The organism is Chlorobium phaeovibrioides (genome assembly GCF_003968655.1).
GTDB lineage: Bacteria > Bacteroidota > Chlorobiia > Chlorobiales > Chlorobiaceae > Chlorobium > Chlorobium phaeovibrioides.
Map to the genome: position 1 here is coordinate 1 of NZ_RXYK01000024.1, position 10,168 is coordinate 10,168.

The 10,168-nt window shown below is 50.6% G+C and carries 10 protein-coding genes and 2 pseudogenes; 8 read left to right on the plus strand and 4 right to left on the minus strand.

The annotated features are described in order from the left end of the window. Positions 1-98 (minus strand): transposase (locus EKD02_RS09340; protein ID WP_148102971.1); only part of this gene is annotated, 98 nt, incomplete at its 3' end. A gap of 97 nt (positions 99-195) precedes the next feature. Here EKD02_RS09340 and EKD02_RS09345 point away from each other — a divergent pair. The 3 genes from EKD02_RS09345 (at position 196) to bciD (ending at position 2,787) form a co-directional block, all read left to right on the plus strand. Continuing rightward, on the plus strand, positions 196-582 hold the full coding sequence (locus EKD02_RS09345) for a hypothetical protein (protein WP_126385213.1): 387 nt from the start codon (positions 196-198) through the stop codon (positions 580-582). Positions 583-658: 76 nt separating this feature from the next. Beyond that, positions 659-1,132: a 2-vinyl bacteriochlorophyllide hydratase gene (gene bchF / locus EKD02_RS09350; protein WP_114617594.1), complete on the plus strand. Its 474-nt coding sequence runs from the start codon at positions 659-661 to the stop codon at positions 1,130-1,132. A gap of 446 nt (positions 1,133-1,578) precedes the next feature. Beyond that, on the plus strand, positions 1,579-2,787 hold the full coding sequence (gene bciD, locus EKD02_RS09360) for a 7-methyl bacteriochlorophyllide c oxygenase (RefSeq protein ID WP_126385214.1): 1,209 nt from the start codon (positions 1,579-1,581) through the stop codon (positions 2,785-2,787). A gap of 114 nt (positions 2,788-2,901) precedes the next feature. Here the strand turns inward: bciD and EKD02_RS10225 are convergent. Then, a pseudogene (locus EKD02_RS10225) lies at positions 2,902-4,047 on the minus strand (ISL3 family transposase). Positions 4,048-4,215: 168 nt separating this feature from the next. Then, on the minus strand, positions 4,216-4,437 hold the full coding sequence (locus tag EKD02_RS09370; RefSeq protein WP_126385216.1) for a Nif11-like leader peptide family natural product precursor: 222 nt from the start codon (positions 4,435-4,437) through the stop codon (positions 4,216-4,218). 210 nt (positions 4,438-4,647) lie between these two features. Here EKD02_RS09370 and EKD02_RS09375 point away from each other — a divergent pair, with 210 nt between their 5' ends. Further along, positions 4,648-6,180: an NAD(P)/FAD-dependent oxidoreductase gene (locus tag EKD02_RS09375; RefSeq protein ID WP_126385217.1), complete on the plus strand. Its 1,533-nt coding sequence runs from the start codon at positions 4,648-4,650 to the stop codon at positions 6,178-6,180. A gap of 8 nt (positions 6,181-6,188) precedes the next feature. On the opposite strand, the gene EKD02_RS09380 is transcribed toward EKD02_RS09375, so the two are convergent. After that, on the minus strand, positions 6,189-6,812 hold the full coding sequence (locus tag EKD02_RS09380) for a DUF1997 domain-containing protein (protein WP_114617599.1): 624 nt from the start codon (positions 6,810-6,812) through the stop codon (positions 6,189-6,191). A gap of 161 nt (positions 6,813-6,973) precedes the next feature. Between EKD02_RS09380 and EKD02_RS09385 the strand changes: the two genes are divergently transcribed. The 4 genes and pseudogenes from EKD02_RS09385 to EKD02_RS09400 all read left to right on the plus strand — a co-directional run bounded on the left by EKD02_RS09385 (position 6,974) and on the right by EKD02_RS09400 (position 10,104). Next, on the plus strand, positions 6,974-7,750 hold the full coding sequence (locus EKD02_RS09385; RefSeq protein ID WP_126385219.1) for an SDR family NAD(P)-dependent oxidoreductase: 777 nt from the start codon (positions 6,974-6,976) through the stop codon (positions 7,748-7,750). Between the two features lie 270 nt (positions 7,751-8,020). Next, positions 8,021-8,332, plus strand: coding sequence for a methyltransferase family protein (locus tag EKD02_RS10180; protein ID WP_223267017.1), 312 nt, complete (start codon positions 8,021-8,023; stop codon positions 8,330-8,332). A 135-nt stretch (positions 8,333-8,467) separates the two neighbouring features. Next, positions 8,468-9,328, plus strand: a pseudogene (locus EKD02_RS09395) (transposase); the annotation flags it as partial. A gap of 68 nt (positions 9,329-9,396) precedes the next feature. Continuing rightward, positions 9,397-10,104 (plus strand): HEPN domain-containing protein, encoded by a 708-nt coding sequence (locus EKD02_RS09400; RefSeq protein WP_126385221.1) that lies wholly within the window; start codon positions 9,397-9,399, stop codon positions 10,102-10,104. Positions 10,105-10,168: the final 64 nt, after the last annotated feature.

Here is a 10,168-nt window from a genome sequence, read left to right on the forward strand (position 1 = left end):
ACTCCCAGTTGCCGGCAGACCTCTTTCACCTTTACTCCTGCTTCGGCTTGCCTGAGGGCGAAGGTGATCTGCTCTTCACTGAATCGTGACTTTTTCATGGCAATGGCTCCTGTTTGATTCAAGATACTCATTGCCGGAATTCTCTACTTTACAAGTGTCTGGTTTTCGGGGAAGGGGTCAGAAGGGCAACTGCTCATGCCCAAAGGTCTTCAAGGCCCGGTTGGTCAGTTCATCCGTTTCTCGATCATGGTTGAGTCCCAAAATTGTTTTTGCTTCAAGCTACAGATCACCCAGAATATTGCGCATGTACATGGCAAAGACACTCAATCCAGCCCTGTTAGTCAGCCGATCATTGGTTTGCTCAACAGTACTGATTGTCTGTTCCTTTTTCTCCTGATTCCTCTTATCCTTTACCATGAAGCTCTCCACCTGATGGGTTGTGTTTTATCACGTGGTGACATGGTCGTTACTCGCTTTCATAGAACATCTTACGCCTACAGGTGTGGGCTTTTTTTGTCGCAAATCGATCAACTCAGGAAAAAATTGGACGTTTTTGGCGTGAGGACAGGTGTTTTTTACTAAGAGTTAAATTTTATATATTCAAACCTTTGATAGAAAAGTATTCTTCTTTCCTTAACCTTGCTAACCTGACATAACCGTGCCGCGTTATACCCCTGAACAACTGGTAAAGAGAAATGCCTCCGTATGGACCGACGTTCAGCTTATCCTCGCGCCGATTCAGTTTTTAGTTTTTCTCGCTGGTGTCACCGTGACGTTTTTATACAGCCAGAACAGCGGGATATTCAGTTTTTACTGGGTAAGCGTCGCAATTCTTTTCAAGACCTTGTTTTTCGCCCTTCTGTTTATTACAGGGGCGTATTTCGAAAAGGAGATTTTCGGGAAATGGGTGTTTTCCAAGGAGTTCTTGTGGGAGGATATCGGCAGCACCATCGCAGGGGCCTTTCATCTGCTGTATTTCGTCTTCGCGTTCATGGGTGCGAGCGAGGATGTGCTCGTGATAGAAGCGTTCATCGCTTATTCTACGTATGTTGCAAATGCCGCACAGTATCTTGTGCGTATTTTTCTCGAAAAACGCAATGAAAAGCGTTTGAGTACGGAAAGTGCATCATAGCGGATGCATCCGGAAAAGGAGGAATCGGAGAACCTCTGCAATTTATAACTGCATTTAAAATAGGATCTTATATCATGTTGTCGGGAAGCTTTACGAAATTATGGAACACTGCGGTCTTTTCCGTGGGTGCGGGTTGGGTTGTGCTTGTCTATTTTATCTGGGATTCCAGTCAGCTTGTTACGATGGCAGACAGGCAGGTTTTTCTTGTCGTTATGTCTGTTGGCTTTTTAGTGGTGTATGCAGGCGGTTTCATTATCGATGGGCATCACCGGAAAAAGAAAAGAAGTGTTTCCTGACCTGTTGGCAGGCGGGGTGTGCTTTTTTTAGTCTTTTTTCTATAATACTGGTTTGCATTTGGATGGCATGCAAGGCCGAGGAACTTCCGTACGTCCTGTTTTTCTGTGAGGTTTCTGTAAACGTTTTATTAACGCACAATACGTAATGTTATGAGTAAAAAGAGGGTCATTACAAAGGAAGATATTCACTTAAAAGCCCGTTTGCTTTCCGAAGGAGCGAAGGTGACTGTCAACAAGCCGCCTGTAACAGGCTTTAACCCGTTCAGGGCTATGGTGCTTAACGGTAGCGATCTGGCTACGCTTGTCCGGCAGGAACCCTATACCCGTCTCGAGGTACAGGTCAACGGTGACGATTTGGAGTTTTACGACGGCGGAAAGTATCTGACCAGCGGCAGGATGCAGGAGTGGTTTTCATGGAGGGACGGCAAACTCAGCAATGGCCGACCGGTCAATGCTGCCGTCATAGGCATGAACCAAGATATTATCAATATACATTATAGCTATAGCTGCGACAACAACAATACCGGACTTTCCTGCCGATTCTGTTTCTTCTTTGCCAACCAGCATGTCAGTGTCGGAAAAGAGCTTGCAAAAATGCCGTTTTCTAAGATTGAGGCGCTGGCAAAAGAGCAGGCTGAAGCGGTGAAAATTGCGACTGATGCCGGATGGAGAGGAACCCTTGTCGTTATTGGCGGACTTGTCGATCCCTCGCGTCGCGCTCAGGTTGCTGACCTCGTTGAACTGGTTATGGCTCCGCTGCGCGATACGCTCAGCCCGGAAGTCTTGAACGAATTACACATCACCGCGAATCTCTATCCGCCTGAAGATTTCAAGGAAATGGAGAAATGGAAAACTTTCGGTCTCAACTCCACCGAGTTTGACCTCGAGGTGACCCATCCGGATTATTTCAAGGCGATTTGTCCCGGAAAGAACGCGACCTATCCGCTCGAATACTGGCTCGAGGCTCAGGAGGCTTCTGTAGAAATTTTCGGTCCTGGCAGGGGGACGACGAGCTTCATTCTGATGGGACTTGAACCGATGAACATCATGCTGGAGGGTGTCGAGGAGCGCATGTCGAAGGGTGTTTATCCCAACATGCTCGTATATCAGCCAGTCCCCGGTGCGGATATGTTCAGGATGCCGCCTCCGAACGCCGACTGGCTTGTCGAGGCGTCCGAAAAGGTTGCTGATCTCTACATCAAGTATCAGGATCGTTTCGACATGCCTCTTGCCGAGGATCATCGTCCCGGCTATACGAGGATGGGACGTTCGCAGTATATCATTCTCGCCGGAGATGCACTGGCATACAAACTACAGGAGCAGGGTTGCGAATTGCCCGAAGCCTATCCTGTCTGTTGATGCTTTTTCGGAAGGATATGTTACATCGAGGAGGCTGTCTCAAAAGGACGACCTCTTTTTTTTTGTTCTTTGTAGAAAAGTTAATGGGTTGCTCTCCGGCAAATCACTGCATTGTCAGATTGCCATGTCGAGCTTCCCACAGTAAAACAGGATTCGGGTTCTATAGCTTTCGAAGCCTTAGAACCCTCGAGCCGATGCCTTGATCAACTGGATCTTGCTGTTCAGCCCTTCGCTCACTGCATTGGTTGTACAGGTGCCGGAAGAAGTTTAGCATGTTCTCTTTGTGCCGGGTCATCATGTCCTTGACCTTGATAATCGGCTTCAGTTCTGAACGATCAACGGCAACGCTCCAGTAGCTCAAAAAGTAGTCGGCAGTAATCTCTGCAGGTAAACTGCCAGAGTGCTCTGAACAGGCGCTTTAACGACCAGGCAATGCCGGTTTTAAGTTCGCAGGCCCGTGAGATGGTCGAAGCTGTTTCGCTGCTTGTCGTTCATGTTCTCTGGATTGCGAAGCCAGGCATACTTGGAACCAATGAGAGTTCGATCACCAGTAGCCACAAGCTTTTTGGATTCTTGGAGGCGGACGGTATCAACGGCTTCATTGAGGTACTTGCTGATATGAAAACGGTCATGTATAAGGTCGGCACCAGGGATCTTTTTTCAGGAGGCTTCAGCAAACGGTTTCCACATATCGACTGAGAGTACTTTTTTTTGCTGTTTTGTGGCAAGGCTGGTGCACAGTTTTTCGGTTGCTTTCGTGCTACGGGTTTCGACAACATCAAGCACTCTTCCACCATCCAGATCGTTAAGGGTGGTGACATACTGATGGCTGGCCCTCAAGCTCTTTTTATCGATGCCAAGGTGCTTTATAGCTTCCGTAGGCCTGCGTTTTATGCCTCGCTTGATGGCACGGCGCATGATCTGGTCAACTGGGTGCCAGCTGAGATTGAGCAGGGTGGCAACCGTCTGTGTGCTGGCACCCTGCTGAAGAAGCTGGACGACAAAGCCTTCAAGCATGAGCGTAAAACGTGAATACTTGCCAGCCCAGAGGGCGGTTACCGTTTTGACGCCGCCACGTTGTTCGGGGGCATGGTCATAGATGCTGCAAGACTCCCCACATTCGGGGCATTGGACATTCTGGCCTGTGTACTTGAGCTTGACAGTCACGCGTTTACCCGGCATGGAGAGATCCACGTGTTCGACTTTCCAGTTTGACGGGAGACCAAGGAGCTGCTGGTAGTGAGTAGTCAGGCTTTGCATAACTGTACTATGGGGTTGAATTGGCAAGACTTAAGACTATGTCAAGCTATCCATGTTATCCCGTTTTTCCACTAATTTTGGCGAAGAACCTTTATTTGATGGAATTACTGTCGGAGGCCCAAAAAGCAGGGCGTACCCTGCTTTTTGGGCTGTGACTGACGTTGCAGCTTACAGCCAGTCGGCAAGCAACTTCGCTTCCCAGCTCCAGCGTTCGAAATGGTTGAGCGCTTCGACGGTTGTATGGTCGAGTTCATCCCTCGTGAAATCGAAACCCGCGCCCCGGATGACTTCCCAGCGTGCGTCCTTGTTTTGGGCGTTGTTGACTTTTTCGGAAAGCTCGTTGTCGGATTTTATCTTCTGCAGAAAGTCAATAGCTGATTGTTGTGACATACGGTAAATACTCCGGCCAAAAGTTTGAAAAAATAAAAAGATAATGCCTAACTTACGTAATAATCCTTAGCTGTACAAGTTCTGGGGGGCTGGCCGATACTGCGGAACCTGAGGCCCGCAGCAGTGATTTCGTCGGACCTTGTTTGAACGAAGGAGGTGAATATTGTAAATTCACAGGCTTGTTTCCGTTAACATTTTTTTCCTCACCACATGTTGCAAAGTATCCGACACTCCCATCCCCTTGTGTATCGCCATTTCAGCTCGCTCAAGGACGGTGAAGGGCATGTGCGGCGTATCATGGAACTCGACCGTTACTGGCAGAGGGCGCAGGACGGTCAAAGGGAGCAGGTTGTCTTCGATGGATCCCTCCTGCCTCCCGGTACGACCTTTTCGGGCGAGTTCGACCTGATCTATGTCGGCGGCACGCTCGGCGTTCTGCACGCTGCGGTCATGGCCGCGATCTACGGATGGCAGGTGTTGCTGCTCGACCGGCATATCGCGGGCAAATCGACTAGGGATTGGAATATTTCGAGAGATGAGCTGAACACTCTTCAGGAAGCAGGTCTGTTTACCGGAGAGGAGATAGAGGATTGCATTGTTTGCCGTTACAAAACCGGATGGGCCGAATTTTTTGTCGAAAACGGCCGCAAAAAGAGGCTTTATATCGATAATGTGCTGGACTGTGCGGTCGATGCCAACCTGTTGCTCGACCGGGCATTGCAGAAGATGCTCGAACGTCCGGGCAACAGGGTCTGTAACCGCACTGATTTCAGGAGAATCTACACTCTGGCCGACGGAGTGGCCGTTGAGGCCGAGGACGAGAACGGCGTGACGCGTTACTACAAGGCAGGCATGCTTGTTGATGCCATGGGGATCATGTCGCCCGTAGCCATGCAGTTGAACGACGGCAGACCGCAGACCCATGTTTGCCCGACGGTGGGGACTATTGCCCGTGGCCTTGAAGGCGTCGACAATGAAGTCGGCGAGATTCTTGTCAGTACGGAGCCAGCTGATATGAGCGCCGGGAGCGGACGCCAGCTCATCTGGGAAGGTTTTCCTGCGGGCGGCGGGAACTATATTACCTACCTTTTCTTCTACGATTCGGTCGATTCGGATAACGACAAATCCCTGCTCGGCCTGTTTGAGACCTATTTCAGCAAGCTGCCGTCATACAAGAAACCTAGCCCCGGTTTTGCCATACAGCGGCCGGTATACGGTATCATACCGGCATATTTTCACGACGGGTTTTCTCAGGCAAGGGTGATTGCCAGCGATCGGATCCTCATGATCGGCGATGCGGCGACGCTGGGTTCTCCGCTGACTTTCTGCGGCTTCGGTTCCTTGTTGCGGAACCTCCCTCGCCTGACCGGCATGCTGCACGAGGCTCTCGAAGAGCGGCGCCTCGACCGGGAGCGTCTTGGCGCCATCAGCGCCTACGAACCGAATGTTGCGGCCATGGCGAACCTCATGAAATACATGTGCTACAACCGCGAGACCGATAAGCCCAATTTGGTCAACGAACTGATGAACGAGGTCATGATCGTGCTCGACGATCTGCCGCCGCGTTATCGGGAGGCCATGTTTAAGGATACGCTCCAGTTCGAGGAGCTTCTTAGGGTTGGCATGAACGTCGCTCTGAAATATCCTGAAGTTCTCTGGGTGACCACAACCAAGCTCGGGCTGGAAGGTTCCCTTGGCATGATCAAAAATTTCATCGGATGGGCGCTGTCGCCTACCCGGTAACTTTTCCGTTACTTCTGCCTTTCTCCCACAGAAATTTCCGGCACCGAACAGCAAATATCCGACTGAACCTGACAGAGCATGCTTTCGGTTGCCTGCTGCATGATTTTTGACATGATTTTCTCGGTCATAAATTTCAGGATGTTTTCAGGCATGAGGTTCAGCGGGAAAGAGAGGGTGAAGTCCAGAGAGATATAGGTTTCGAAATCGACGGCCGTGCGGTCGTCGGTCTGGTGCAGGAGATGGATTTCCGAGTGGGTCCTGCCGATGAACGTGTAATTGTTGTCGAAAGAGATATCTGGTATCGTATCGGCGTTCACCCACCTGATCCGTTTTCCTGGAAGGTTCGTGTTGATTCCGTTGCGGCTTTTTTCGGCGCAGCTCAGCAGAGAGTTGCTCCCGGTAGGCAGATGTTCCTCGATCTGTTTGACGAAAAAAATGCCAATGATCGGATTGTTTTTCGGGTCGTCGACTTCGAACGTCCACTGAAAAATATCGAGATCGTGGATATACGAGACATTTTTGCAATACGGGTTGCACCGGAGGATTTTTTCATGGTTGGAAAAATATGTGGATGATTCGTGTAGACAGGATTCGAGAACGATCAGTGCTTTGCTTTTGCCGACAACTTCCATGAGATCATCTGTGACTGTTCAAAAATGTGACATCTTTTCTTAACGATTATCCCCGTTCAATAGTTCCTGGCCGCCGGGTTTGACATAGGAAATGAAAATATATACCTTGCATAAGAAACCGTAATGGATTTTCGAAAATTTTTCAACCAGGAGCATGTGTCATGCAGAACATTGTTATCACCGGAAGCAGTAGCGGAATAGGGTTCGGACTGGCCGGGGCTTTTCTGTCGAGAGGTTGCCGGGTGGTTGTCAGCAGTCACAATACCGCTAATCTCGACGGCGTTTTTGCGGAACTGTCGAAGCATCATCCTGCGGGATCCTGTTTTGCACACAGCTGCGACGTGACGGTTTTGTCCGAGGTGCAGGCGCTGTGGGATAGCTCCCTGAAAGATCTCGGAAAGATCGATATCTGGATCAACAATGCGGGCGCGGCGCACGCCATGCAGCCATTCTGGAAACTCGAAGCCGATGAAATACGCAAGACCGTCGATGTCAACCTAATGGGAACCATCTATGGGTCCTATGCCGCCATGCGCGGCATGATCGCTCAGGGGGCTGGACATATCTACAATCTGGAGGGGCAGGGTGCCGACGGGAGCGTCATTGCCGGAATGGGGGTGTTCGGAACGGCTAAGGCTGGGGTGCATTATTTTTCGAAATCCCTGATTGCTGAGGCGCGCGAGACGGCGGTGAACGTCAGTACCATCGTTCCTGGAATTGTCAGGACGTCGCTGCAGGAAAAGACAGCTGGTACGACGGGCCAAGGCAGGATCTTTCTTGCCATGCTCGGAGAAGATGTCAGGGCGGCGGCCGAAGATCTTGCCGGAAGGATTCTGGCGAACACGAGTCACGGGGCCTGCATCAACAGGATGTCCCCTCCCGATATGATCGGAAGAGTGGTGTCCGCTCCCTTGCGTTTTCTGTTCGGTCAGCAGTAACCGTGATCCTGTCGAGTAAGCGAAGAACGGCTGTAAAATTTGTTTGTTATGCATGAGGAGTTGCCGTTCAGGATTATTTTCGCCGAGATGTACGTTGCCGGTTTTCTGATGAGAGGCCTGTTCGTTCGGCGATTGCAGCAGCGGGGGGAACGGATCGTTCCCCCCAAGGGAGCGGTCGGCGGAAACAGCCGTTTCAGGGTTGTGTTCTAGAAGGGCATGTTCGTGTTTTGGATCGCTGTGGTGGTGAGTTATGCATGGTGCCCCTCATGGATGGAAGTGTTGCACCTTCACTTTCCCGCGTGGCTCCGTTACAGCGGTGCTCGGGCGGTCGTGGCGGCCTTCTCCCTGCTGGTTTTGACCATGAGCGCTCGGTTGGTACTGTGGAGTCCGCTGCCGCGGTTGGGAGAGGGGTACAAACTGGTCACAGATGGGCCATATCGTTTTGTCCGACACCCGATGTATTCGGCGATGACATTGCTGTTTGTCGCGTTTGCCCTTGTTACGGCGAACATGGCCGTTACGGTGTCGAGCTTGATCGCCATTGTGCTGACTTTTAAATGGGGTCTGCTGAATAATAGCTAAACCGTTTTTTGGTAATGAATTGGGTCTTTTATTTATAACTTGAATGCAAGGAAAAGCCCGAAAAACCTTGCACCTCGATACCGCCGATTCATATACCAGCCGAAGTTTCAGCAGCTCACGTTCTAAAATTTCCATCTGCCGTTTGGCGGTAAGCTTGATCCGGAAAACCGGTGGGTGAAGCTCGCCGACGTAATTCCCTGGCACGTCGCCGAGACGATGTATGCCAAAAACTTCATGTCGAAACGGGGCGCTCCGGCACTCACGGTTCGCATGGCGCTGGGGACCTTGATTATCAAGGAGACACTCGGCCTTTCGGATATCAAGACGGTCGAGCAGATCAAGGAAAACCCGTATCTCCAGTACTTCATCGGGCTTGAATCGTTTCAGTATGAAGCTCCCTTCGACGCCTCGATGCTGACCCACTTCCGCAAGCGCCTGAAGCATACCGACCTCGCTGCATTGCAGGAGGAACTCCTGCAACGCCATCTGGCTGAGGAGCGAAAGAGGGCGGAGGACAAGGAAGAGAACAAAGATGGCCACGACGACGGAAACGATGGCCCTGCCAACAAGGGCAAACTCATCGTTGATGCCACCTGTGCTCCGGCAGACATCGCCTATCCTACGGATATCGGGCTCTTGAACGACGCTCGAGAGAAGACCGAACGCATCATCGATAAGCTGTGTGAGATGCACCCGGGAGGGGTGGCGAAACCAAGGATGTCCCGCTGTACGGCAAGGAAGGATTTCCTTGCTGTCGGCATGAAGAAGAGCCTGTCGAGAAAGGCCCTCCGCAAAGGCCTTCGAAAGCAGCTGGGCTATCTCAGGAGGAACCTGCAGTACATCGGCGGCTTGTCCGCCTCGGTTCCGCTGACGGTCCTCTCGAAACGCCTGTATCGCGACCTGCTGGTGATCGACGAACTGTATCGGCAGCAGTATGAAATGTACAAGATCGAGAAGAAGAGCATCAGCGATCGGATTGTCAGCATCAGCCCGCCCGCTAAAATTGTGCTTTAGCGGGCGTGAGGACTTTCCGATAGACATCTATAATCAGTACTGTTCAACGTATGCCCTCAAAAGCCTTTCAGATATTCCACTCCTATTCCTCCCCTGAGGTTTCCTCCATCATAGACATTTTTGAGGAGCGGAATTCTCGAAGAGGGCGTAACAAGGATTATGCGCTGCTTTACGGCAACCTTATGTTGTTGGTATCGGCATGGGAGGTCTATTGCGAAGAGGTTTCACGGGAGGCCATAGGTAAACTGGTCGAATCAAGCAAGGTTTCTTTTGACCATTTACCCGCTTCATTGCAGCGTCGCATCATCATGTATGCCTACCCTCTGAACTTGTCCCATCAAGATCCTCTTGCAACAAAAATCGCAAAACTGCCCGGATCAGGTTGGAAAGCATTGTTGAAGGAGATGCTGGATGATTATCTGCATGATTTCAATACGCCGAAATTCTCAAGAGGCAAGGGGAAAAACCTGAAAGAGTTGTTGGGGTTTTACTTGGGTATAGATGTTGTTACTGAGCTCGATGCTGTTATCAGGGAGATTGATTGTGCGAAGGGGATTGATCGGCTCATTTCAATACGTGGTGCTATCGCACACAAAGGGATGCCTGATGAACAGGATCGGTTCTCATCCGCTGAGATGCGGCAATACCTGAACAGGGTACTGAAGGTTTCTGCGGCTATAGAGTATCTTGTGCACCGCGAGTTTCGCTCCGTTTATGGATTGACTCCCTGGAATATTATAGTGGTCCCCGATTTTTAGACAGCTGTTTAAGTTGGTAACTTGCTCAAAAGAGGAGCAAGTAAATGACCAAAAGGAAACGCAA

What these genes read in the sequence shown, in the direction of transcription:
- EKD02_RS09345 (WP_126385213.1), top strand. Translation starts at nt 196, where the DNA reads ATGCCCAAAGGTCTTCAAGGCCCGGTTGGTCAGTTCATCCGTTTCTCG.
- bciD (WP_126385214.1), top strand. Translation starts at nt 1,579, where the DNA reads ATGAGTAAAAAGAGGGTCATTACAAAGGAAGATATTCACTTAAAAGCC.
- EKD02_RS09370 (WP_126385216.1), bottom strand. Translation starts at nt 4,437, where the DNA reads ATGTCACAACAATCAGCTATTGACTTTCTGCAGAAGATAAAATCCGAC.
- EKD02_RS09375 (WP_126385217.1), top strand. Translation starts at nt 4,648, where the DNA reads ATGTTGCAAAGTATCCGACACTCCCATCCCCTTGTGTATCGCCATTTC.
- EKD02_RS09380 (WP_114617599.1), bottom strand. Translation starts at nt 6,812, where the DNA reads ATGGAAGTTGTCGGCAAAAGCAAAGCACTGATCGTTCTCGAATCCTGT.
- EKD02_RS09385 (WP_126385219.1), top strand. Translation starts at nt 6,974, where the DNA reads ATGCAGAACATTGTTATCACCGGAAGCAGTAGCGGAATAGGGTTCGGA.
- EKD02_RS10180 (WP_223267017.1), top strand. Translation starts at nt 8,021, where the DNA reads ATGGAAGTGTTGCACCTTCACTTTCCCGCGTGGCTCCGTTACAGCGGT.
- EKD02_RS09400 (WP_126385221.1), top strand. Translation starts at nt 9,397, where the DNA reads ATGCCCTCAAAAGCCTTTCAGATATTCCACTCCTATTCCTCCCCTGAG.